Source organism: Marinomonas spartinae (assembly GCF_900089775.1).
GTDB lineage: Bacteria > Pseudomonadota > Gammaproteobacteria > Pseudomonadales > Marinomonadaceae > Marinomonas > Marinomonas spartinae.
The window spans coordinates 254,424-276,261 of record NZ_FLOB01000002.1; the positions used below are offsets into that span (position 1 = coordinate 254,424).

22 protein-coding genes are annotated in these 21,838 nt (G+C 44.6%); 16 read left to right on the forward strand and 6 right to left on the reverse strand.

Annotated features, from left to right (window positions below):
- Positions 1-26 precede the first annotated feature (26 nt).
- The 5 genes from fliS to MSP8886_RS05265 are packed head-to-tail and all read left to right on the forward strand — an operon-like array spanning position 27 to position 4,854.
- On the forward strand, positions 27-461 hold the full coding sequence (gene fliS / locus MSP8886_RS05245) for a flagellar export chaperone FliS (protein ID WP_067013469.1): 435 nt from the start codon (positions 27-29) through the stop codon (positions 459-461).
- Positions 461-754: a hypothetical protein gene (locus tag MSP8886_RS05250; RefSeq protein ID WP_067013471.1), complete on the forward strand. Its 294-nt coding sequence runs from the start codon at positions 461-463 to the stop codon at positions 752-754. Before fliS ends, MSP8886_RS05250 begins: the two co-directional genes overlap by 1 nt.
- Positions 744-2,852 carry a motility associated factor glycosyltransferase family protein gene (locus MSP8886_RS05255; RefSeq protein WP_067013473.1) on the forward strand — a complete coding sequence of 703 codons (2,109 nt, stop codon included), beginning with the start codon at positions 744-746 and terminating at the stop codon, positions 2,850-2,852. The genes MSP8886_RS05250 and MSP8886_RS05255 overlap by 11 nt, the downstream gene beginning before the upstream one ends.
- A gap of 2 nt (positions 2,853-2,854) precedes the next feature.
- Positions 2,855-3,874, forward strand: a complete 1,020-nt coding sequence (gene pseI / locus MSP8886_RS05260) for a pseudaminic acid synthase (RefSeq protein ID WP_067013475.1) — start codon at positions 2,855-2,857, stop codon at positions 3,872-3,874.
- Positions 3,871-4,854 carry a PseG/SpsG family protein gene (locus MSP8886_RS05265; protein ID WP_067013477.1) on the forward strand — a complete coding sequence of 328 codons (984 nt, stop codon included), beginning with the start codon at positions 3,871-3,873 and terminating at the stop codon, positions 4,852-4,854. Before pseI ends, MSP8886_RS05265 begins: the two co-directional genes overlap by 4 nt.
- Here the strand turns inward: MSP8886_RS05265 and pseF are convergent.
- The 4 genes from pseF to MSP8886_RS05285 form a co-directional block, all read right to left on the reverse strand.
- Positions 4,840-5,568, reverse strand: coding sequence for a pseudaminic acid cytidylyltransferase (pseF, locus tag MSP8886_RS05270; protein ID WP_067013479.1), 729 nt, complete (start codon positions 5,566-5,568; stop codon positions 4,840-4,842). The two genes, MSP8886_RS05265 and pseF, sit on opposite strands and share 15 nt — an antisense overlap.
- 2 nt (positions 5,569-5,570) lie before the next feature.
- Positions 5,571-6,758, reverse strand: a complete 1,188-nt coding sequence (gene pseC / locus MSP8886_RS05275; protein ID WP_067013481.1) for a UDP-4-amino-4,6-dideoxy-N-acetyl-beta-L-altrosamine transaminase — start codon at positions 6,756-6,758, stop codon at positions 5,571-5,573.
- Positions 6,745-7,740: a UDP-N-acetylglucosamine 4,6-dehydratase (inverting) gene (gene pseB / locus MSP8886_RS05280; protein WP_067014464.1), complete on the reverse strand. Its 996-nt coding sequence runs from the start codon at positions 7,738-7,740 to the stop codon at positions 6,745-6,747. Before pseB ends, pseC begins: the two co-directional genes overlap by 14 nt.
- A gap of 133 nt (positions 7,741-7,873) precedes the next feature.
- Positions 7,874-8,443: a DNA-3-methyladenine glycosylase I gene (locus MSP8886_RS05285; protein WP_067013483.1), complete on the reverse strand. Its 570-nt coding sequence runs from the start codon at positions 8,441-8,443 to the stop codon at positions 7,874-7,876.
- 127 nt (positions 8,444-8,570) lie between these two features.
- On the opposite strand from MSP8886_RS05285, the gene MSP8886_RS05290 reads away from it, so the two are divergent.
- The 4 genes from MSP8886_RS05290 (at position 8,571) to parE (ending at position 12,560) form a co-directional block, all read left to right on the forward strand.
- On the forward strand, positions 8,571-9,188 hold the full coding sequence (locus tag MSP8886_RS05290) for an NUDIX domain-containing protein (RefSeq protein WP_067013485.1): 618 nt from the start codon (positions 8,571-8,573) through the stop codon (positions 9,186-9,188).
- A 206-nt stretch (positions 9,189-9,394) separates the two neighbouring features.
- The gene (locus MSP8886_RS05295; protein WP_245659034.1) at positions 9,395-9,847 is read left to right on the forward strand and encodes a DUF1249 domain-containing protein; all 453 of its coding nucleotides are present in this window, start codon (positions 9,395-9,397) and stop codon (positions 9,845-9,847) included.
- A 39-nt stretch (positions 9,848-9,886) separates the two neighbouring features.
- Positions 9,887-10,474: a YqiA/YcfP family alpha/beta fold hydrolase gene (locus MSP8886_RS05300; RefSeq protein WP_067013489.1), complete on the forward strand. Its 588-nt coding sequence runs from the start codon at positions 9,887-9,889 to the stop codon at positions 10,472-10,474.
- A 184-nt stretch (positions 10,475-10,658) separates the two neighbouring features.
- Entirely contained in the window at positions 10,659-12,560 is a 1,902-nt protein-coding gene (parE, locus tag MSP8886_RS05305; RefSeq protein WP_067013491.1) for a DNA topoisomerase IV subunit B, read from the forward strand.
- A 71-nt stretch (positions 12,561-12,631) separates the two neighbouring features.
- On the opposite strand, the gene MSP8886_RS05310 is transcribed toward parE, so the two are convergent.
- Positions 12,632-13,354: an NUDIX hydrolase gene (locus MSP8886_RS05310; RefSeq protein ID WP_067013493.1), complete on the reverse strand. Its 723-nt coding sequence runs from the start codon at positions 13,352-13,354 to the stop codon at positions 12,632-12,634.
- Between the two features lie 129 nt (positions 13,355-13,483).
- Between MSP8886_RS05310 and prs the strand changes: the two genes are divergently transcribed.
- The 5 genes from prs to MSP8886_RS05335 all read left to right on the forward strand — a co-directional run bounded on the left by prs (position 13,484) and on the right by MSP8886_RS05335 (position 18,131).
- The gene (prs, locus tag MSP8886_RS05315; RefSeq protein WP_067013495.1) at positions 13,484-14,314 is read left to right on the forward strand and encodes a ribose-phosphate diphosphokinase; all 831 of its coding nucleotides are present in this window, start codon (positions 13,484-13,486) and stop codon (positions 14,312-14,314) included.
- Positions 14,315-14,339: 25 nt separating this feature from the next.
- On the forward strand, positions 14,340-15,818 hold the full coding sequence (locus MSP8886_RS05320; protein ID WP_067013497.1) for a nicotinate phosphoribosyltransferase: 1,479 nt from the start codon (positions 14,340-14,342) through the stop codon (positions 15,816-15,818).
- A gap of 132 nt (positions 15,819-15,950) precedes the next feature.
- Positions 15,951-16,412, forward strand: coding sequence for a hypothetical protein (locus MSP8886_RS05325; RefSeq protein ID WP_067013498.1), 462 nt, complete (start codon positions 15,951-15,953; stop codon positions 16,410-16,412).
- A 1-nt stretch (position 16,413) separates the two neighbouring features.
- Positions 16,414-17,343 (forward strand): histone deacetylase family protein, encoded by a 930-nt coding sequence (locus tag MSP8886_RS05330; RefSeq protein ID WP_067013500.1) that lies wholly within the window; start codon positions 16,414-16,416, stop codon positions 17,341-17,343.
- Positions 17,344-17,510: 167 nt separating this feature from the next.
- Positions 17,511-18,131 (forward strand): UPF0149 family protein, encoded by a 621-nt coding sequence (locus MSP8886_RS05335; protein ID WP_067013502.1) that lies wholly within the window; start codon positions 17,511-17,513, stop codon positions 18,129-18,131.
- Positions 18,132-18,257: 126 nt separating this feature from the next.
- Here MSP8886_RS05335 and MSP8886_RS05340 read toward each other — a convergent pair whose 3' ends face one another.
- A complete protein-coding gene (locus tag MSP8886_RS05340; RefSeq protein ID WP_067013504.1) occupies positions 18,258-19,454 on the reverse strand; it encodes an amino acid aminotransferase in 1,197 nt (398 codons plus the stop codon).
- Between the two features lie 167 nt (positions 19,455-19,621).
- Between MSP8886_RS05340 and MSP8886_RS05345 the strand changes: the two genes are divergently transcribed.
- The gene (locus tag MSP8886_RS05345; RefSeq protein WP_067013506.1) at positions 19,622-20,800 is read left to right on the forward strand and encodes a methyltransferase; all 1,179 of its coding nucleotides are present in this window, start codon (positions 19,622-19,624) and stop codon (positions 20,798-20,800) included.
- Positions 20,801-20,925: 125 nt separating this feature from the next.
- The gene (locus tag MSP8886_RS05350) at positions 20,926-21,753 is read left to right on the forward strand and encodes a BrxR family helix-turn-helix transcriptional regulator (protein ID WP_067013508.1); all 828 of its coding nucleotides are present in this window, start codon (positions 20,926-20,928) and stop codon (positions 21,751-21,753) included.
- Positions 21,754-21,838: the final 85 nt, after the last annotated feature.

Here is a 21,838-nt window from a genome sequence, read left to right on the forward strand (position 1 = left end):
TTAAACTGTAATAAATGGGGTTGTTTATGTACGAGAAAAAAGGGATTCATGCTTATAGACAAGACTCTTTGAAGTCTGATTTGGCATCAGCTGATCCTCATCGAGTCATTCAGCTCTTGATGCAAGGAGCTTTAGAGCGTTTGGCGCTTGGTAAAGGGTTCATAGAGCGGGGGGACTTGCAAGGTAAAGCTACAGCATTGACCAATGCCGTTGAAATTATTAATGGCTTGCGTGATGCTTTGGATCGCGATACTAACCCAGAGCTTGTCGATAATTTAGACTCCCTGTATGACTATATGACGGTCAAAATCAATGAGGCCAGCGCAACACGTGATACTAGCATTATTGATCATGTGATGGAGTTATTGCTACAGGTCAAAGGGGCTTGGGATCAAATCTCTGAAGCGGATAAACAGAAAGCCTATGCTGATAGAGCGGAAGCCCGTGTGGGTATTGCTTAATGCTGGATACGGCCTATCTTGTCGAATTGACGGATGAGCTAGAAGCGAGTGTTCAAGGCCAGGATGTTGATAGTATTTTACAGTTTTGTGAGCAACATGATGCGTTTATACGATCAATCCAGCCTTCGAATGATGCAGGTGTGAATCAAGCGATTAAAGAGTTTGCTCAAGTTCATCAGCGTGCGCTTGAGCTGGTTGAGAATCTTCATACTGTCATGCAAAATGAGCTTTTTAAATCAACTAAAACCCGTCAAGGTGTGATCCAGTACAAGGGCGTAAAGCATGCAAAATGAGGGGCAATGGGCCGACACCGTGCCAACGGAAGAGTATCTTTCTCTTTTGCAACAAGGTCTTCACCGTATAAAAGAACACGAGTCAGAGCTCAATAATCGATATGCTAATAATATGGCCGTTTTTGCTGAGGTGATGCCGCATATCTATGAAGCGTTTCAATCCTATACACCAGATAACCCTTTTTTCTATATGGAAGCAAACGGCGACCTGAATCTTTTTCGCAAAGATGTTGGTGTGCCCTTTTTTTCCGATGAGCCTAAAAAACAATCACAAAAAAAAGTCTTGGCCTCACTTCGCTCTCCTAATAAAACATTTTTAAATTTAGATAAAACAGAGAATCACCCAAGCCGTCACGTGTTTTATAGCAATAAAATGATGGATGTGGCTTCTGCGCAAGCTCAAGGACTTGCTAAACAAGAGAGCATAACCCAGTTCGTGGGATCCGCCGTTTTTTTTGGCATTGAACTTGGTTATCAGCTAGAAGCTTTTCTTGAGTGTCGGGAGGTGAAGCATCTTTATCTATATGAGCGAAATTTAGATTGTTTTTATTACTCCTTATTTGCAATTGATTGGCTACCGATACTGGAAAAGTTTAATCGAGATGGTCGCACCATTTATTTTTCTCTAGGTGTGGATGCTGAAGATTTTACGGATAAATACATACTTCAGTTGGCCGAAAATGGTTATTTTATGGCGCCGGAAACCTTCTTGCACGTTGCCTACAGTAGTCCTGAAAACAATCAAGCTATCCACTATTTTAAACAACATTATGTTCGTCAGGTGATGGGGTGGGGGTTTTTTGACGATGCATTGATTGGCATTGCTCAGGGGCTGCGATCTTTACCCAATACTCGTTTAGCTCGTTTTAAAGGGCGTAATGAGCTCCCGAAATGGGTATTGGATATCCCTGTTTTTATCTTAGGTAATGGGCCATCTCTTGATCAAGGTATTGACTTGGTAAAAGAGGTGCGAGATCAAGTCCTAGTGATTAGTTGTGGTTCCACCATCAACACGCTTAAAAAACTGGGTGTCACGCCAGATATTCATGTGGATATCGAGCGCATGAAGCAAACCGTCGACAAGTTTGTTTTTTTGGATCAAGACTATCTAGATCAGATCTGGGGGCTGTCTGTTGATGTAATGCACCCCGAGTATTTTCAATATTTTAAGCATTCTGGTATGGGGCTAAAGCCTGGGGAGGCCATTACAACCTTGATTCTGCATCAAGCCCGTGCCCAAGGAGATATGGAAGAGTATGTTCAGCTAAACTTTTGCAATCCAGTGGTTGCTAACTTGGCGTTATCTTATGTGCACTTGTTTGGCTTTAATACAGTTTATTACCTTGGGGTCGACAATGGTTTCAAGGACAAAGGCAGTCACCATTCTATCCACAGTGGTTATTATAAAGATGGCAAAGAGTCCGGCTTTCAGAGTTTTCAAGATGCCTCTTTAATTCAACGTGAGGGTAACTTTGGTGATGTGATCTATGCGACAAATATTATGGATACATCTCGGGTTCAGTTAGAGTCCTTAACGCGGCTTTTGAAGAAGCGTCGAGGGTTTAATAGCTATAATTTATCTGATGGCGCGAAAATCGAAGGGGTTGAGCCACTCAAACCAGAGGATCTAATGATATTAGATCCTAAGATTGACCACAAAACCGTGATTCAGCTACTGGATCAATGTTTTTTTACCGAACCGCCAGCCAGTGTGCTAAAAGAGGCGCCAGAAACGCTCATTTCTATCGAAGATTTTTATAAAATAGCTAAGCTTTTGCAGCAAGGTTGGGATGATACCGTCACAACCCGTGAAGCCGTATGTGATTTATTGTGGTCCCATCACCGTAGACTGTTTTTTCTTCGTGCCAGTGTACATTGCCATATTCATGATTTGCTTATTGGTTCCTTTACCTATTCCGCCTTCTTGATCATAAAGTTTATTTTCGCACACGAGGATGAGGCTGAAGCCGTGCGTCGTGCACGTAAGATGTTTGATGTTTGGTGTGAATTTTTAGACGAAATGCCAAGCATGTTACAGCAGGCGTCTGACTTTATAGACAAAGGTAATGATCACCTTATAACCTTTTACAACGGTTAATTATGTTCGAACAAGACCCATTTATTATTGCCGAGCTTTCTGGCAACCATAATCAAGACTTTGAGCTAGCGAAGGCAATGGTTCATGCTGCTGCCAAGGCTGGTGTTGATGCCATTAAATTGCAGACGTACACACCTGATACCATGACGCTTAATGTGCGACGTGATGAATTTATGGTCTCAGAAAGTGATAGCCTGTGGAAAGGGGATAATCTTTACGACCTATATGCCAAAGCATCAACCCCTTGGGAATGGCATAAACCCTTGTTTGAGTTAGCAGAATCGCTTGGCTTGGTGGCGTTTAGCTCGCCTTTTGATATCAGTGCGGTGAATTTTCTTGAGTCTCTCAATGTGCCGATATACAAGATAGCCTCGTTTGAAATGACTGATATCCCATTGATTCAAGCCGTGGCGAGAACCAATAAGCCGATTATTATGTCGACTGGCATGGCGACGTTTGCTGAAATAGAAGAAGCCATTGCAACCATTCGTGCAATCGGTAATAACCCCCTGACATTGCTAAAATGTACCAGTACTTACCCAGCAAGAATTGAGGATTCAAACCTGATGACCATGGCGGATCTTGCTAAGCGTACAGGCTGCCAAGTGGGATTATCCGATCATACACAGGGATTAGGGGCGGCTGTTGCTGCGACGGCACTAGGTGCAACCGCAATAGAAAAACATTTTGTATTGGATCGTTGTGCTGGTGGTGTCGATGCGGCTTTCTCTATGGAGCCGTCTGAAATGGCAGCGTTAGTAAAAGCATGTCGTGATGCAAAAGCCGCATTGGGGCGTGTTGTTTATGGTGGTTCTGAGGCCGAGCAAGCAGCGAAAAAATATCGTCGTTCTATCTATATCGCACAGGACTTGCCAGCAGGGACGGTACTTGGCGAGACCCATTTAAAAATTATCCGCCCGTCTTTTGGTCTAGCGCCTAAGTATTGGCCAGAGGTGTTAGGAAAAGTACTGAAAGTGGATGCCATAAAAGGTCAGCCACTGGCGTGGAATATGATGGAATGAAAGCGCTGATTCGAGCTGATGCGGCCATAGAAATAGGTATGGGGCATCGTGTTCGTTGTCAGGCGTTGGCCAGCGCCTTTGAGCGATTAGGCTGGACGTGCCAGTTTGTTGTTCACCATCGTTACCGGCAGTTCGCCTCGGATCACGATCTTTTGATTGACTGCGAAGAGGATTTGTTGTCATTGGCGGAACAGGCAGATTTGGTGATTTTAGACCACTATGGTTATCAAGCGGATAATATAGCGCGTTTGTTTCAAGTACAGCCAAACCTGTTGGTCGTAGACGACATGAATGACAGAGGCATCTTTCCCGCTAAGTGGCTAGTCAATCCACTCAATCAAGTGTATTCCTCCCAAGTTGCCATGCCTCTTACTGGCGGACAATACGCCTTGTTACGTTCCTCTTTCTCACAGCATTACTCTGAGTCGATCACCCCAGATAGATTGCTCTTGACCTTGGGGGGGACTGATCCATTGGCGCTGACCTTACCTTTGCTTAAGGCTTTAGAAAAGACCGGATTTTCATTAGACAAGGTGCAAGTGATGCTGGGTAAGAATGCCAGAAATAGCGCAGAGGTGCTTGCTTATTGCGAGGAAAAACACATCGCTTGGCGGCAAGGCGTGAGTGATGTCACTCCATTAATGCGTCAAGCAAGAATGGCTATTTCTGCGGCGGGTGGTACCTTGTTTGAATTGGCTTGTATGGGGGTACCAACGGTGTTTGCTCAAGTGGCAGAGAATCAAACTCGCTCTCTAGAGCAACATGTTCCAATGACTTGGTGTGATGCTGTTCGGTTTGATGACGTTAGCGAAAAACAGCAAGTGGAACGCATCGAGCATCTTATTCGTCTAGTGATGATCTATTGGCAGGATGACACTTGGCTGACCAAGGCCAGGAAGATCGCTCGGAGTCTTGTTGATGGCAAAGGAGCTGATCGTGTTGCCAAAACGGTCCACCAAGAATTCTCAGTGATGATATAGCGCCATTAGTTGTGTTAATCGTTGCCAATCTTCCTCTGTATCCAAATCTTGAATGCGATGTCTTGGTAACATGATAGGTTTGGATTTTGCGCCAAAAATAACACCATCCTCTAGCCAGTCTTGAACACTGGCCCAGTAAAACTGCCCTGCATCATGAATGGCTTCCGTTAAATCTTGCGAACGTTTGGCAATGTGCTCTGGAAACATTGGTGCAAGTTGGCCATTCTGATCGAGGTGCAACGCTCTTTGAATAGGAAAGTCAAAGGTACAAGCAGAGAAGCAAAATGTAGCATTTTCCAAGCCATTAAAGCCTTGTTGTAAGTCTTCTGGGGTTAAAAGTGGGCAGGTTGCATAGATCAAGCAAGCTTGGGTAGGGCGTTTGGAGTCATCAAGGGACGATTGTTTGATCAACATACGTAGAGCATGTTGCATTACTGGGGTCGTTCCTGTCATGTGATCAGCCAAGTTGCGTGGGCGCATAAATGGAATGTCAGCACCGTATTCTCGTGCGACTTCAGCTATTTCCTCATCATCTGTCGATACGACAATGCGATCAAATAGGCCAGACGCTTTCGCCACCTCGATGGAATAAGCCAACAAAGGTTTGCCGTTTAGCAAACGAATGTTTTTTCTTGGTATCCGTTGGGAGCCACCACGGGCTGGAATCACGGCTACCCGATGGTGATTTTCTTGTAGAAGGGCGATGTCTTTCATGGTCAGGCACTCATGACTCGATTAGCAATCAGCGCATGTTTTAAAATCAGCGCAACACGTTCCTGTTGTGCCGTGGTTAGGTCGGCAAAAAGCGGCAGACTCAGGGTTCGTGAATAATAATCTTCTGCAACCGGAAAATCCCCCAGCTGAAAGCCCAGTGTCTGGTAATAGGGCTGTGTGTGCACGGGAATATAGTGTACCTGCGTACCAATGCCAGCATGACGTAAAACCTCAAATACCCCTTTTCGGGCGGCTTTATTATGTTCTGGCAATAAAATAGGATACAAGTGCAGGGAGGAGTGAGTGTCCTCTGCTTGGAATGGCAAGGTGATCGGAAAATCTTTTAGCAGCTTTTCGTAATATTTGAATTGCTGGTGGCGCTTCTCGATAAATTGATCCAGTCGAGAGAGTTGAGACAAACCAAGGGCCGCTTGCATTTCTGTCATGCGGTAATTAAAGCCCAACGTGTGTTGTTCGTAGTACCAATCACCAGGGGATTGCGTCAGTTCATCTGACGCTTTAGTGGTACCTTGTTGGGCATGCGTGCGTATATGCTTGGCAAGTTTGGTGCTGTTTGTGACGGCCATGCCGCCTTCTGCTGAGGTGATGATTTTCACTGGATGAAAACTAAACACACAGATATCGCTATAACGGCAATCACCGATAGGGTGGCCTTTATACTGTCCACCAATGGCGTGAGAGGCATCCTCAATGATAGCAAAGCCATATGCTTGAGATAAGTGATGGATGGCTTCCATATCACAAGACTGCCCAGCAAAATGCACAGGAATAACCACCTTTGGCAAGGTATTAAGACGTTTTGCTGAGATTAGCTTCTCTTCTAATTTTTCTGCGCTTAAATTGTAAGTACGTGGGTCGATATCGACAAAATCCACCTCAGCGCCACAATAGCGAGCACAATTAGCTGAAGCGATAAAGGTATTTGGAGAGGTCCATACTCTATCTCCAGCCCCTACGCCTAACGCCAAACAGGCCAAATGCAAAATGGAAGTGGCGCTGTTGCCAGCAATAGCGAATTGAGCCCCGACTCTTTCGGCAATGGCTTGCTCAAACCCTGTAACACTTGGGCCTTGAGTGAGAAAGTCCGACTTTAAAACCCGAACCACCTCGGCAATGTCGTCATCGCTGATGGACTGTTTGCCATAAGGAATAAAATCAGAGTGAGTCATCGAAGGTTAATATCTCGTCAACCGTTAAAAAATGCGGATTATTACCCGAATGATATTCGTACCCCGCTTCAACTAAAGAGCCTTTTTCCCCCTGTTTATTGCAATCGAAACGAATATCCTCTTGATAAAACTTAATACTGGGGGCAATCACGTAATGGTCAGCAAACTCGAAAGTATGGTAAGAATCGTCAGAAGGGCACATTACCTCGTGGAGTTTTTCACCGGGTCGAATGCCGACTTCTTTTGTGGGAATCTCTGGGGCATAAGCGGTCGCGAGATCCATAATGCGCACAGAAGGAATTTTCGGCACAAAAATCTCACCTCCGTGCATGCGTTGAAAATTGCTGAGCACAAAATCGACACCCATTTGCAAAGTAATCCAAAAGCGTGTCATATCCGGATGAGTAATGGGAATGCTTTGTGCGCCTTCATTGACCAATTTCTGAAAGAAAGGCACAACGGAACCACGGGAACCCACCACATTGCCATAGCGCACCACAGAAAAGCGTGTTCGACCTTGACCAACCATATTATTTGCTGCGACAAAAAGTTTGTCAGAGGCAAGCTTGGTTGCACCATATAAATTAATCGGCGCCGCCGCTTTGTCCGTTGACAACGCAATCACTTTCTCCACATTGGTTGCAATGGCGGCAGCAATTACGTTTTCGGCCCCATGAATGTTGGTTTTAATACATTCCATTGGGTTATATTCCGCAGCTGGGACCTGCTTAAGAGCCGCTGCATGAATCACATAATCCACATCTCGCATGGCTTGGGTTAAGCGGTCTTTATCGCGTACATCCCCAATGAAATAACGCATGCAGGGCGCATCGAACATTTGCTGCATTTCGTATTGTTTTAGCTCGTCACGGGAGTAGACAATCAGACGCTTCGGTTGATAATGCGCCAGAAGCGTTTTGACGTATTGGTGGCCGAAAGAACCTGTACCACCGGTAATAAGAATACTTTTGTTGTTAAACATGAATAACAATACCAAACCAGAGTGTATTAAATGATATATCGGCAAACCGTTTAAAAACATGAATAAAATCAAGAAACTGATGCCGTTTTTCGCTTTAATTTTGGGTAATTAAGTGATCAGCCGATCAGACTTGTTAAGCATCATTCGTTTGACGCGAGATACAGCCAGCAACATGATCATTTACCATGCCTGAGGCTTGCATAAAAGCATAGCAGGTTGTGGGGCCGAAGAAACGGAAACCACGTTTTTTCATATCTTTCGAAAGGCGAGTCGATAATTCGGTTACAGCAGGAACGTCAGAGAGTGAAGAGGGGGCGGTGTCGATTACTTGGTGATCGCTAAAGGCCCAATAATAGTCACTAAAAGAGCCAAACTCTTCAGCGATGGCTAAAAAGGATTGCGCATTGGCAATCGTTGCTTCGATTTTTCCTCTATGGCGGACGATACTAGGGTCTTGCACCAGTCTCTCGACATCGTCTGTGGTCATTTTGGCCACTTTTTCTGGATCAAACTGATGGAAGGCGGCTCGATAACCTTCACGTTTTCGTAAAATTGTTATCCAGCTTAGACCTGCTTGGGCACTTTCCAGTACAATGCATTCAAATAAGGTTGGGTCGTCATAAATGGGCTTTCCCCATTCATTGTCGTGATACTCTATGTATTCGGGTGAACTTAAACACCAACTACAGCGTATTGCTTCCATTGACTTGACCCCTTAATCGTATTTTCTTGGCGCTGTCTTGCTTTTTGAATCAGCATACCCTGTTATGAAAATTCGTAAAGAAAAATGATTGCGTGGCATCAATGGACAGAGACTAACGGGATAAACCATGAGCTTTAAGCCAACTTATACTAAAAACGATGTGGAAATTCTAAACGACGAGTGTGTTTACAAAGGTTTTTTTGAGTTTCGTAAATTGACGTTAAAACACAAAAAGTACAATGGGGAATGGAGCCAACCCATGGTACGAGAAATGATGGTACGCAGTGATGCAGTTTGTGTTTTGTTGTTTGATCCAGTGGCAGATAAGGTGCTATTGATCGAACAATTTCGCCCAGCAGTCTATCAAAAGGATTCTCCATGGTTGATTGAGCTTGTGGCGGGTATGGTTGAGAAAGGCGAAAGTGACGAAGACGTGGCGCGCCGTGAAGCGCTTGAAGAAGCAGGTGTGACCATTAAGCGCCTTGAGTACATGTTTAAATTTGTGCCATCTCCAAGCGGGTTGTTGGAATACATTCGTATGTACGCTGGAGAGTTTGATGCGGGTAAGGTCAATCCAGATGAAACCCATGGTTTAGACAGCGAGCATGAAGACATTAAACTGCACTTGATGAGTGCGGATGAGGCGATTGCTTTATTGGATGATGATATCGAAAATGCCAGTACCATCATGGGATTACAATGGTTTGCACTAAATAAACAGCGCTTGCTTGCTTGTTGGAAATAAAAGATAGTGCGTATTTGGTAAGCTGGCATGGTTGAATTTGTCTATACTGTCTCGATATAGACATGTTTTATGAGATAGGATTCAATCGTGCTAAGCTCATCATAAAGTGATTAGATTTTAGTCAACGTGTTTAACTTCTAGATGTTTAACCCCAGATAGTGTAACGAAGGAAAGTCGTTTTTATAATGACCAAGGTGATAAAGAGAATGCCAAAGTATGTTCCCGATTTAACCAGTTTGCAGATGCTCGGCGAATTAAATTATCGCCGCGTAGCGAAACTGATGCGCGGGCATGAAAGTGATACTCAGTGGCATTTTTCCATTCATAGTGCTGGGGATCAAGAAAGTCGCTTGCGTTTGACGCTTGGCAACGAGAGTCGTTTCACCACAGATGTGGCATTAGAGTTTGGCCCTGAAATCAGAAATAAGCTGTTATTTGAAAGCAAACTGAATATGACCATTCGCCTTTATCATGATGTGGGGATTGCGGAAATTACCGATGGGCATCGCCAATACAGTGGCGCTTATCCTTATCCCAATGATGCAATGTACCATAGGGATGAAAAATTCCGTTTGAATCAGCAACTAGCGGATCTACTCGAGCTATGTTTAAAGCATGGTCATCGTTTATACGAAACCACGTATTTTCAATTTGCCTAATGGTTTGTTCGCATAACCGCGAATTTTAAAGGTTGTAGCATGAATACCTTATTGTATATTCACGGTTTTAATAGCTCGGAATTGTCTGAAAAAGCCACCCTATTGGCACAAGCGATACGTCAACATGGCGTGCAAGAGGCGGCGTTTTTAGCACCTCGTTTGGTATGGCAGCCAGCCAAAGCTTTGGCTCAGTTAGAGGCGATGATAACCGAACAGCATTCCCAAGGTAATCGAGTGACCTTAATTGGCAGTTCACTTGGCGGCTTTTATGGTAGTTATTTAGCGGAAAAATACCAAATTCACTGTATTTTAGTGAACCCCGCTGTACAAGCACCGACTCTATTAGTCGAGCATCTTGGGCCTCAGTATAATCCGTACACAGACGAACATTATGTACTTACTCAGGCGCATATGGCTGAACTGCAAGCTATGATGGTCGCTACCCCGACCCCTTCCCTTTATTGGCTAATGGTACAAGAGGGCGATGAAACACTGGATTACCGTGCCGCTTTACAGACTTTTCCTGAAACCGCCCGTTTAACTCATGAGCTAAATGGCAGTCATCGTTTTGAGGGCTTTGAGCGCTTTACAGATGATATTCTTCGCTTTGCCAATATCATTGTTTAACGTGTCATTTCATCTCAGTCTCTACATAGCGGCTTAGAAAATATAAAAGAGGATCACACAGCATGTTTTAGCTATTTCACAGTACTGAACAGCAGTGATAGACTTCGGGTCATATTTTTACATACCCACTCGATAGTGTGCTTTACTCCACTATCGCAATCTCAAATTGGAAGAACAAACACGCATGTCTGCTAAAGAATATAATGCTGGATCGATTGAGGTTCTAAGCGGTTTAGAACCTGTCCAAAAACGCCCTGGAATGTACACTGACACCACTCGTCCTAATCATTTGGCTCAAGAAGTGATTGATAACTCCGTGGACGAAGCCCTTGCTGACCATGCTGACCGTATTGAAGTTATTCTTTATAAAGATGGCTCGTTAAGTGTGGAGGATAACGGACGAGGTATGCCAGTAGACATCCACCCAGAAGAGGGGGTATCTGGTGTCGAATTGATCCTGACCAAACTGCACGCGGGCGGTAAGTTTTCTGGCGATAACTATCAGTTTTCTGGCGGTTTGCATGGTGTGGGGGTCTCTGTAGTAAACGCCCTATCTACCTCTTTAGAAGTCTGGGTAAAACGTGATGGCAAAATCCACCATATTGCCTTTGCTGACGGCTTTAAAACCGTTGAATTAAATGAAGTTGGTACGGTTGGTAAAAAGAACACGGGGACCAAGCTGAAATTTACCGCTGATGGGAAGTACTTCGATAGTCCTAAATATTCCCTATCACGCCTAAAACACTTACTTAAAGCCAAAGCCGTATTGTGCCCTAGCTTACATGTCATTTTTATCGATCAAAGTGGCAGCGAAGAAGTACGTGAGGAATGGTTCTACGAAGATGGTTTAAAAGATTATCTTATTCAAGCGAACGCAGGGTTTGAGTTATTGCCAGAAGAGCCTTTCCTTGGTGGGTTAACAGAAAAAACACAAGGGGTGGATTGGGCTGTGCAGTGGCTTCCCGAAGGGGGGGAGCTGATTACCGAAAGCTATGTTAACTTGATTCCTACCGCTCAAGGCGGTACCCACGTCAATGGTTTACGTACGGGCTTATTAGAAGCCATTCGAGAGTTCTGTGATTTCCATAACTTGCTGCCTCGTGGGGTAAAGTTGACCGCAGAAGACGTGTGGGATCGTTGTAGCTACGTCCTATCGGCAAAGTTACAAGAGCCACAGTTTTCAGGCCAAACCAAAGAACGTTTATCATCTCGTCAGATTGTTCCTTTTATTTCAGCCACTGCGAAAGATGCCTTTAGTTTATGGCTAAACAAACATGTGGAGGATGGGAAGAAAATTGCTGATCTTGTCATCAACAGCGCGCAAAAGCGTCTGAAAGCCAGCAAAAAAGTGGTACGTAAAAAAATCACCCAAGGGCCAGCGCTCCCCGGTAAATTGGCCGATTGTGCGGGACAAGACTCCAGTCGCAGTGAATTATTTCTAGTGGAAGGGGATTCCGCAGGTGGCTCTGCCAAGCAAGCCCGTGATAAAGACTTTCAAGCGATCTTGCCATTGCGCGGTAAAATCCTCAATTCATGGGAAGTGGAATCTAGCCAAGTTCTTGGCTCCCAAGAAATACATGATATTTCTGTTGCCCTTGGGGTGGATCCTGGAGAAGAAGACTTATCTGGTCTACGCTATGGAAAAATCTGTATCCTAGCCGATGCCGACTCGGATGGACTGCATATCGCCACCTTGTTATGTGCTTTATTTGTACGCCATTTTTCCAGCCTTGTGAAAGCAGGCCATGTATTTGTCGCCATGCCGCCCTTATATCGTATCGATTTGGGTAAAGAGGTTTCTTATGCCTTAGATGACGAAGAAAAAGACATCATCCTGCATAAAATGGCGGCAGAGAATAAGCGCGGTACGCCAAACGTACAGCGCTTCAAAGGCTTGGGTGAAATGAATCCATCGCAACTGCGTGAAACCACTATGGCACCAGACACCCGTCGCTTGATTCAACTGACCATGGATGACCCCGTCGACACTGGCGAATTGCTCGATAAACTGCTCTCTAAAAAACGTGCTGGGGATCGTAAAAGCTGGCTAGAAACCTACGGTAACCTAGCTATTGTAGAAGTGTAATGACAAAACTGAGACCTTTGTCATTGACTACATGGCAAAGGTCTTCAGTGATTTTCTGTTGTTCTTAATGACTAGGCATCTAAGTTTCTAATAAACGTAAAATCTTTAACGCCTTCTTTTAAGCGATACGCCATAGAAGGTCTTCCTTTTTTGTCGGCAGATCGTAACCCAACTTCTTCCATTAAATCGGCTTGTTCGACACGTCGGCGGAAGGATTTTTTCTGGATTGGCTTATCAATCAGGACTTCTAAGCAATGTTGCAGCTCTGGTAAAGTAAACTCTTCGGGCAGTGCGTAGGCTGGCACCATAGAATAGAGGGCTTTTTGTTTCAATCTTTCTCTTGCCGCTTTCATGATCTCTATATGATCAAACGCCAGATCCATTTTCAACGCTTCTTCATACATTTCCCAGCGAACATCAGAAACGTTATCCACAAAGCTTTGGCAAGATTGCAAAGCCACTAGGGCGGTGTAAACGACGGTCACTGACCAGCCTCTGGCGTCTCTTTGATTATTGCCGACACTTATCAGCTGTTCTATATAAGGGGCTTTCACACCGGTTTTTTCTTGTAGCTTGCGTTGTATGGCCTCTTCTAAAGAGGCGTCTTTTTCTTCATCTACAAAGCCGCCAGGTAAGGCCCATTTACCTTTTTCGGGATGTTCACAGCGTTCCGTTAGTAGTACTAACAGCTTTCCGCCATGAAAAGTAAAAATCGCTGCATCCACGGTCATCAAAGGGGCAAGATATTCTCTGCGATCATACTTTTTTAAAAACTCAGCTTCTGTTTCTTGCATCTTTTTCTCAATAAAACGGTGTATTTAATATTTATTGTAGCAAATAGTGTCCTTAAGACAAAAAATATATTGACACATATAGTGTCATTAGGACACTATATAAAAAAACAGAGATAATGGAGTGTCAAAATGAGTATTCGAGTCATAGCAAATCAACATGAAGTATTGGATGTTACCTTCCTGACCTTTTCGGGTGGTGAGCGACATGTTCAGTTGCCAGGAACCTCTCAGTCTACCGTCCGTCAAATAGATCTGAGCGCTCGTCTTCAAAGTGCAACCGATATTATGGATTTGTTATTGCTAGTGAACGCGCTACGTCACAAATTTGGCGCGGATATGGTGATAAACATTACTCTCCCTTACTTACCTTATGCTCGACAGGACAGGGTGTGTGCAGAAGGGCAGGCGTTCTCATTAGACGTATTTGCAGGGCTACTGAATAGTATGGAGTTCAGTAACATAACAGTATGGGACTGCCATAGTCAGGTAGGAATAAATCTGACACGGGCGAAAAATATAACCCCCGAGAAAATCATTGCGGCAAGCCCTGCTCTGGTAACGTTATTACAATCCGCAAACAGTGTATTGGTTTGTCCTGATAATGGCGCTAAAGCGCGTTGCTCTGCCATTAAAGCGTTTTTTGATTTGCCTAGCATGATCCAGTGCACCAAGCAGCGTGATCCAAGTACTGGGAAAATTACCCAAACGACGGTGGATGTTGACAGTCTTGTAGGAAAAACGGCCATTATCACCGACGACATTTGCGATGGTGGCTTCACTTTTATCAAGATTGCAGAACAGCTTAAAGCCAAAGGAGCAGAAAAAATCGTGCTCTATGTCACCCATGGTATTTTCAGCAAAGGTGTCGAAGTCTTTGATGGTTTGATCGACGACATTTACACCAGCAACAGTATAGAGCGGACAGTCGTCAGCCCAAAAATCAACGTCATACAATATTAATGTCACAGTAAAGCAGGAGGTTTTTATGAACCCATTAACCGCAATTGACTTTTACAAAGCCGACCACAGACGCCAATACCCTGCGGGGACAGAGTATGTGTATTCCAATTTTACGCCCAGATCTTCTCGTTTAGCTCCTGTTCTTGAAGGGTTTGACGATCGAGTGGTATTTGTCGGACTGCAAGGTTATATCAAGCGCTTTTTAATAGACACCTGGAATGAGAACTTCTTTAACCAACCAAAAGAGAAGGTGGTGGCGAAATACAAACGTCGTATGGACACGTCCTTGGGGGAAGGAGCTATTCCGGTGGACCACATCGAAGCACTGCACGATTTGGGTTATTTACCATTGGAGATTAAGGCATTGCCTGAAGGCAGCCGAGTCAACATTAAAGTGCCCATGTTCACCATTGTGAATACCTTGCCAGAGTTCTATTGGCTAACCAATTATTTGGAAACCAGCCTAAGTGCCGAGATATGGAAGATATGCACCACTGCAACCGTTGCCTATGAGTACAAACGTCTATTAAACGACTATGCACAAAAGACAGGTGCGCCAATGGAGTTTGTGCCATTACAAGGACATGATTTTAGCTTCCGTGGCATGAGTGGCATGATGGACGCCGCCCAATCTGGTATGGGGCACCTGACTAGCTTTATCGGTACTGATACCGTGGCCGCGATTGACTACGCCGAAGATTATTACAATGCACAAGGGGTGATTGGCGTCTCAGTGCCAGCCACCGAACACAGTGTGATGTGCATGGGCACCCAAGAGGGTGAAATTGACACCTTCCGTCGCTTGATCACGGAATTATATCCTCGGGGCGTTGTGAGCATTGTATCTGATACATGGGACTTTTGGCAGGTGATTTCTTGCTATGCTCGTGAATTGAAACAAACCATCTTAGACCGTGAAGAAGATGCACTTGGCCTAGCAAAAGTGGTTTTCAGACCCGACAGTGGTGATCCTGTCAAAATCATCGCAGGAGACCCAGAGGCTGAACCTGGCTCTCCTGAATACAAAGGCGCGGTAGAGTGTTTGTGGGACATCTTTGGTGGCGACATCACCGATAAAGGTTACAAAATGCTGAATCCAAGAGTGGGATTAATTTATGGCGATTCCATTACACTGAAAAAAGCGCAAGCCATCCTTAAGGTTATGGAAGAAAAAGGCTTTGCTTCAAGTAATATCGTGTTGGGAGTGGGAGGGTTCACCTATCAGTACCTGACCCGAGACAGCTTTGGCTTTGCCATGAAGGCCACCTGGGGGCAGGTAAATGGCGAAGGAAGAGAAATCTTCAAGGACCCAATTACCGACAGTGGTACCAAAAAGTCTGCAAGGGGCCTATTACGAGTAGAAAAAACTGAGAATGGCTTTGAGTTGTTCGACCAGCAAACACCCGAACAGGAAAAACAAGGGGAATTGAAAACGGTATTTAAAAACGGCTCATTGGTCATAGAGCATTCTCTTATGGAGATTAGAGAACGTTTAAAGGACTAGAACGAAGCGTGAGGTAGCTTGAGCTTGCCTCGTAGATCTAAATTGCCGTCGGAGTTTTCATTAGGTATGGTGTAAGTTCTAACGTCATTATTAAAATCAACTCGGATGTCGAAAGCTTATAAGGAGATTCTTATGCTAAAAGTTTATGTTTGGTTAAAAGACGATAAAAATGTAGGTCATGCTTCACTTTCGTTTGGTTCGAACTATGTGAGTTTCTGGCCAGAGGATGGTGCAGGTAAAAAGGATCTTAAAATTAAAAGAAGTCATCCAGGCTCTTTTATAGATGCGTTACATGAAGATATTCGTAATGAGGGAGGTCGGCAGCCTACCATTGTTATGATAGACAAGATCGACAGTGAGAAGTTAGAAGATTTTATTCTTGATATTCAGCGTAATACACCTCGCTATCAGTTGGCAAAATTTAACTGTTCACATGTGGTCGCTGATTGTCTAAAAGTAGCTTGTGGTAAAGAACCAAGTTTTCAGCCGAGTGCTCAAGAGTATGGCCGACTAGGTAAATTAATGGGGCGTGGTATCTGGACTCCTCATCAGATTTTAATGTATGCACAAGAGCTATCAGACCAGCAGGGGTAATATGAACGTTATTTACAGCAAACACTTCAATATCTCTTTGGGCTTACTAAATTATCTTCACCCTTTTGATGGGCTTAAATTTGGTCGTATCTATGAGTCATTAAAAAATCGTGATGATATAACTTTTATAGCACCTGCTGAGCCAGTGGATATGGCGATTGTTGATGAGTTTTTGTCTAGCATGATGAGAAAAAAAGTTAGGGACGAAGTGTTTATATTTCGAGCGCTTGAAGTGCCTAAAATCCCTTTTGTAAGCTTCGACTTTTTGGATCGTAAAATTCTTAATCCCATGCGCTGGGGCGTTGCTGGAACGATCTTTGGAGCGAAAAAAGCACTTGAATTAGGTGGTGTATATTGGAACCTCTCTGGTGGTTACCATCATGCCATGCAGCAAAACATGGAAGGGTTTTGTATTTATAATGATATAGGGATTTGTTATCAGCAATTACTAAAAAGTGGAGAGATTCAACCAGATGACAAGATCCTTATCATCGATACGGATGCTCATCATGGTAATGGCAATGGCTACACCTTTATGGAAAACCAAAACGTCACTATTTTGGATGTGTATAACGCGGGTATTTACCCCACGTCAGGTTATACAAGAGAGCGCGTCGATATTCCGGTTCCCTTACCACCTGGAACGGATGGCGAGACCTATTTATCTAGATTCGCTGAAGCGTTAGATAAAATAGAGGGCACTTATCGTCTGGCGTTTGTTGTCGCAGGGACAGATACCTTAATGACGGATAAATTAGGAGGACTTTGTCTAACCATTGATGAGGTTGCGAAGCGGGAAGAAATGACCTTAAAGTCATTGGCGAAGTATGCTATCCCAGCGGTAGTTCTCGGCGGTGGTGGTTATTCCAAAGACAGTGCTAAGAGTGTAATACAAGCTATTTCTCATTGTACTGCATTGACGTTAGCTTAATCACGCGAATAGCTGGGCTGAGAAAGAGCTAAGCGATCACACTGTACGGTGCCTCATGAGTCGTTACTTTTATAAGTGGTTTATCTTATTGATAGCATTTTTCTGCAGGCAAATTTACGTGAATCGCGTTAAAATAGAAGGAACACACATGAAGCGGAATGCAGTCAATGTCTGAGAATGAAGACCAAAGTGTCATAAGTGAAGAAGAGTTATACGAGCGATTAGACTATTACCTGTCTGCCTACGGGTGCGAGCGTTCCTTGCTGTGTGTGTCTGAGTTAGATGGTTTTCTAACCGCTATAGGTTGCAGTGCGCAAGAGCTGGCTCCAGATCAATGGCTTGCCACCATTTGGGGCGCAGAAGAAGATCAACCTGAATGGCTAACACAAGAGGAAGAAGACGAGTTCCTAAGCCTTGTGTTGATCATGTATATGGAAACCATGAATGCCCTGATTCATGGTGAGATTTCACCCGTCTATCTAGAACAAGAGTTAGAGGGTGAGTTTAAGTTAGTGGTTGAAGAGTGGTGTCTTGGTTTTGTACGTGGTGCTCGCTTGGCAGGTTTAGGGTTAGACGAAAGTAATCGTGATTTTTACAATGAAGTACTTGCGCCCGTGCGTCTCTTTGGCACTTCAACTGGCTGGAAAAAGTTGGAGAATATGGTTGAAGAGGAAGTAGACTTTTGGCGTGATACCATCGAACCGTCAATCTTACGCTTAGCACAATTTAACCACCCTGAAATCCAAGGGGCACAACAACAGAATGAAAAACCGCATACCTTGCATTGAAGCATTTCAAGTTAGCAGTCTTGGCTGGTAATAGCGTGTTGTTTAAATCTGTATTTGAATATCGATCATAAAAAACCGCGAGAGGCTCAGTTGACCTTCGCGGTTTTTTGCTATTTTTGGGTAAAATTAACCAACAACCTTCACAATACTTTCGCACAAGTAATCGATATTGTTATCACTCACACCAGCGATGCTCATACGGCCTGTATCGGCAATATAGATCGAGTAGTCGTTACGTAGAGCGTGAACTTGCTCCAGAGTTAAACCTGAGTAAGAGAACATGCCGCGCTGGTCTTTGACAAAGCTGAAGTCTTTGCTCACACCAGAAGTGGCTAATTTTGCAACTAACTTTTCACGTAGGCCATTGATGCGATTGCGCATCTCGGCGACTTCTAGTTCCCATTCCGCTTTTAGTTCTGGATTGCTCATAACGGTATACACGACTGCTGCACCGTGTGCTGGTGGCATAGAATAGTTGGCGCGAATCGCTTGGCCAATAATAGACAATGCCGCATCGGCTTCGTCTTTGGTTTCGGCAATCACGCTTAAACCACCACAGCGCTCGCGGTAAATGCCAAAGTTCTTTGAGAACGAGTTGGCGATTAACATATCTGGCACACGGGCCGCCATATAACGAAGGCCTGCTAGGTCTTCATCTAAGCCATCGCCAAAGCCTTGATAAGCCGCATCAACCAATGGCAATAAACCTCGCTCGTTGACAAAATCTGTTAGGGCTTTCCAGTGATCGAGTTGTAAGTCAATACCGGTTGGATTGTGGCAGCAAGCATGTAGTAATAAGACATCGCCTTCTTTAACTTCGGCTTTCAGAGTCGCCATCATATCGTCAAAGCGCAGTCCGTTTGTTTCAGGGTCGTAGTAAGGGTAATCTTTGACCTCGACACCAGCAGAATGAAAAATAGACTTATGGTTTCCCCAAGTCGGATCACTCACCCATAAACGCGCATCTTGCAAATTCGCGCTGATAAAGTCCGCCGCCACTTTTAAAGCGCCGGTACCGCCGGGTGTTTGTGTTGAGCGAATACGGCCAGAGCGGATCAACTCATTCCCTTCACCCAATACTAGGTTTTGAATAATGGGCTCAAATTCAGACGCACCAAAAATCCCTAGATAACTTTTTGAATCCTCTTGCTCAAGCAGTATCGCTTCGGCTTTTTTTACCGTGTTTAAAATTGGCGTATTACCAAAATCGTCTTTATAGACGCCCACACCCAAATCAATCTTCTTTGGGTTAGGATCATTCTTATGGGCAATGATAAGGGCTAACAGCGGGTCGCCAGAAACGGCTTTAAGGTGCTTGAACATGATAAATATGGAGTCCTTGTTGTTGGTCACAGCAAAATGACTGCGAATTGGTCGTTGCTTTAGTTGCCTCTTCATTTTGCCGTTTTTATGGCAAAATACAATGTAAAATCTGCGGAAATGTTACCCTGTCTGTAAAGAAAAAAAGACAGCCCAATAAGAGCTAAATTATGTCCTCATTACCTGCCACTTTCCAACACATTGATGGTTGGCTAAGAGCCCATCAGTCTCTTTGGAAAATCGATACCTTTGTTGATTTAGACATTCCTTGGAAGAGGGGCTATCCCGAACTGGCACGCTATTTGGCTCGCGTTCGTTTAGCTGAGAAAGACGCCGATCGTAAAGCGGATTTGATCGAACACTTTCCCTTTCTTGCTCCTTGTCAAACCTGGTTGAGGGCTCCCTCCCTGAGTCGCATCATGGAGCGCGACAAAGCCGTACCAAGCTATTTTTCTGTGGGCATCAAAGGGCGAAAGTGGCAGCAGATAACCGCTTTTGCTAACGTTACCCCCATTGCTGAGGACTACCTTGAATGGTGTGCAGGTAAGGGGCATTTAGGTAAATTACTGGCCTTTCAAGGCAATACAAAAGTCCACAGCCTAGAATGGCAACAAAGCTTGTGTGATGGAGGAAAACAAGATGCAGAGCGTCTCAACCTACGTCAAACTTTCAGCCACGCAGATGTGCTCAAAGGAGAAGGGCGCTCAGCATTAGCGAATGCTCACTGCGCTGTTGCGCTGCATGCCTGTGGGGATTTGCATCTTGAACTGATTAAACAAGCCGTGGCCGCTAAGACCCCCGTTTTGTGCCTTTCTCCCTGTTGCTATCACCTTACTAAAGATGAATTTTATCAGCCATTATCGCAAACCGCCCAACAATCGCCATTGATCTTGCGCCAAGCCGACCTGAAACTTGCGGTTAAAGAAGTCGCCACCGCTGGCGCACGGGAACAACGCCTCAAACAACTCGAACTAACCTACCGACTAGGGTTTGATTCCTGGCAGCGAGCCGCCCGTCAACAAGGTGATTACCTGCCTGTGCCCTCGGTACAAAAAGCCATACTGACACAAGGCTTCGATGCTTTTTGTCACTGGGCCGCCAAGCAAAAAGGTCTTACGGATTTCATTGCAGCCAATCCATTCGCAGAATTCGAATCTATCGGCGAAGCCAGAGCAAAACAGGTGCAAAAGCTGGAAACCATCAGTCAACTGTTTCGCCCTGCACTGGAGTACTGGCTCATCCTAGACCGTGCCATATACCTAGCAGAAAACGGCTACCAAGTGGAGATCGGCACATTCTGCGAGAAAAGCCTCACCCCAAGAAACTGGATGATCAGGGCAACTCGTTGATGAGTCAGTAAATGGGTAAACGAAGCATGGATTGATCTAAATACTAAAGGACGCCAATTGCTATTTGGCTACCGTAGAAAACTGCGCTACATTGCTAGACCTTCAATGGTAAAGGAATTGTCAGAATGGAAGTGGGGCAGCGCTACTGGATGATAGAGCTATTGGCTTTTTGGGAAGGGCAGATCAATACCACCCCCTTAATAAAAAGCTTTGGATTAACGCGTCAAAGTGTTAGCCCACTCTTTAAGCAATACCAAGAAGCAACGGGTAATGGTCTAGTTTACGATACCAAACAAAAAGCCCACATAATCACCGATCACTTTGAGCCCCATTATATTGACCAAAGCGTTGACGAATATTTTGATTGGTTAAACTACGGCAAAATCCCCACCTTTTCTAATACCGCCACTGAATCCACCCAACACAGAATAGAAGCCCTAGCACGCTTTGTCTCACCGCAAGTCATGCGCCCCTTATTAAAAGCCGTTAAAGATAAAACCGCTGTGGATTGCGAATATCTATCCGTTTCCAGCAGCGACCCGCAAGGTCGTTTGATTTACCCCCATAGTTTTGTGAAAACCGCCGGACGCTGGCATGTGCGTGCTTACTGCGACATGCGACAGCAATTTCTAGACTTCGTTCTGAGCCGCTTTCAGAGCGTCGACTACGATGGAAAAATCGCCGAACAGACCGCACAACAAGACACCCTGTGGAATACTCAAGTCACATTGATTCTTGCCCCTGACTCCCGCCTTACCGACAAACAAAAACGCGTCCTTGAAAACGACTATGGTATGACAGATAGGCAACTTCACATCACCACCCGTGCTGCCCTTGTCAAATACACCCTAGATGACTTGCAAATAAAAACCAAAATGCTCGAAGCCAACCCGCAAGCTCAGCAACTGGTATGTGTTAACTACGCCGACATAAAACACTGGTTATTTGACTGATTGAATGATGAAAAACAGGATTTCACTTAAGACCTGTCAAATTACTTTACCTGTGCAAAACGACAGCATTGTGGGATTGAGAGAA

Bases quoted from the DNA above. Each gene is read 5' to 3' on its own strand.
- pseI (WP_067013475.1), top strand. From the start codon at position 2,855: ATGTTCGAACAAGACCCATTTATTATTGCCGAGCTTTCTGGCAACCAT.
- MSP8886_RS05300 (WP_067013489.1), top strand. From the start codon at position 9,887: ATGAATACCTTATTGTATATTCACGGTTTTAATAGCTCGGAATTGTCT.
- parE (WP_067013491.1), top strand. From the start codon at position 10,659: ATGTCTGCTAAAGAATATAATGCTGGATCGATTGAGGTTCTAAGCGGT.
- MSP8886_RS05285 (WP_067013483.1), bottom strand. From the start codon at position 8,443: ATGGAAGCAATACGCTGTAGTTGGTGTTTAAGTTCACCCGAATACATA.
- fliS (WP_067013469.1), top strand. From the start codon at position 27: ATGTACGAGAAAAAAGGGATTCATGCTTATAGACAAGACTCTTTGAAG.
- pseB (WP_067014464.1), bottom strand. From the start codon at position 7,740: ATGTTTAACAACAAAAGTATTCTTATTACCGGTGGTACAGGTTCTTTC.
- MSP8886_RS05250 (WP_067013471.1), top strand. From the start codon at position 461: ATGCTGGATACGGCCTATCTTGTCGAATTGACGGATGAGCTAGAAGCG.
- MSP8886_RS05340 (WP_067013504.1), bottom strand. From the start codon at position 19,454: ATGTTCAAGCACCTTAAAGCCGTTTCTGGCGACCCGCTGTTAGCCCTT.
- MSP8886_RS05310 (WP_067013493.1), bottom strand. From the start codon at position 13,354: ATGCAAGAAACAGAAGCTGAGTTTTTAAAAAAGTATGATCGCAGAGAA.
- MSP8886_RS05325 (WP_067013498.1), top strand. From the start codon at position 15,951: ATGCTAAAAGTTTATGTTTGGTTAAAAGACGATAAAAATGTAGGTCAT.
- pseF (WP_067013479.1), bottom strand. From the start codon at position 5,568: ATGAAAGACATCGCCCTTCTACAAGAAAATCACCATCGGGTAGCCGTG.
- MSP8886_RS05295 (WP_245659034.1), top strand. From the start codon at position 9,395: ATGCCAAAGTATGTTCCCGATTTAACCAGTTTGCAGATGCTCGGCGAA.
- MSP8886_RS05350 (WP_067013508.1), top strand. From the start codon at position 20,926: ATGGAAGTGGGGCAGCGCTACTGGATGATAGAGCTATTGGCTTTTTGG.
- pseC (WP_067013481.1), bottom strand. From the start codon at position 6,758: ATGACTCACTCTGATTTTATTCCTTATGGCAAACAGTCCATCAGCGAT.
- MSP8886_RS05265 (WP_067013477.1), top strand. From the start codon at position 3,871: ATGAAAGCGCTGATTCGAGCTGATGCGGCCATAGAAATAGGTATGGGG.
- MSP8886_RS05335 (WP_067013502.1), top strand. From the start codon at position 17,511: ATGTCTGAGAATGAAGACCAAAGTGTCATAAGTGAAGAAGAGTTATAC.
- MSP8886_RS05320 (WP_067013497.1), top strand. From the start codon at position 14,340: ATGAACCCATTAACCGCAATTGACTTTTACAAAGCCGACCACAGACGC.
- prs (WP_067013495.1), top strand. From the start codon at position 13,484: ATGAGTATTCGAGTCATAGCAAATCAACATGAAGTATTGGATGTTACC.
- MSP8886_RS05290 (WP_067013485.1), top strand. From the start codon at position 8,571: ATGAGCTTTAAGCCAACTTATACTAAAAACGATGTGGAAATTCTAAAC.
- MSP8886_RS05330 (WP_067013500.1), top strand. From the start codon at position 16,414: ATGAACGTTATTTACAGCAAACACTTCAATATCTCTTTGGGCTTACTA.
- MSP8886_RS05255 (WP_067013473.1), top strand. From the start codon at position 744: ATGCAAAATGAGGGGCAATGGGCCGACACCGTGCCAACGGAAGAGTAT.
- MSP8886_RS05345 (WP_067013506.1), top strand. From the start codon at position 19,622: ATGTCCTCATTACCTGCCACTTTCCAACACATTGATGGTTGGCTAAGA.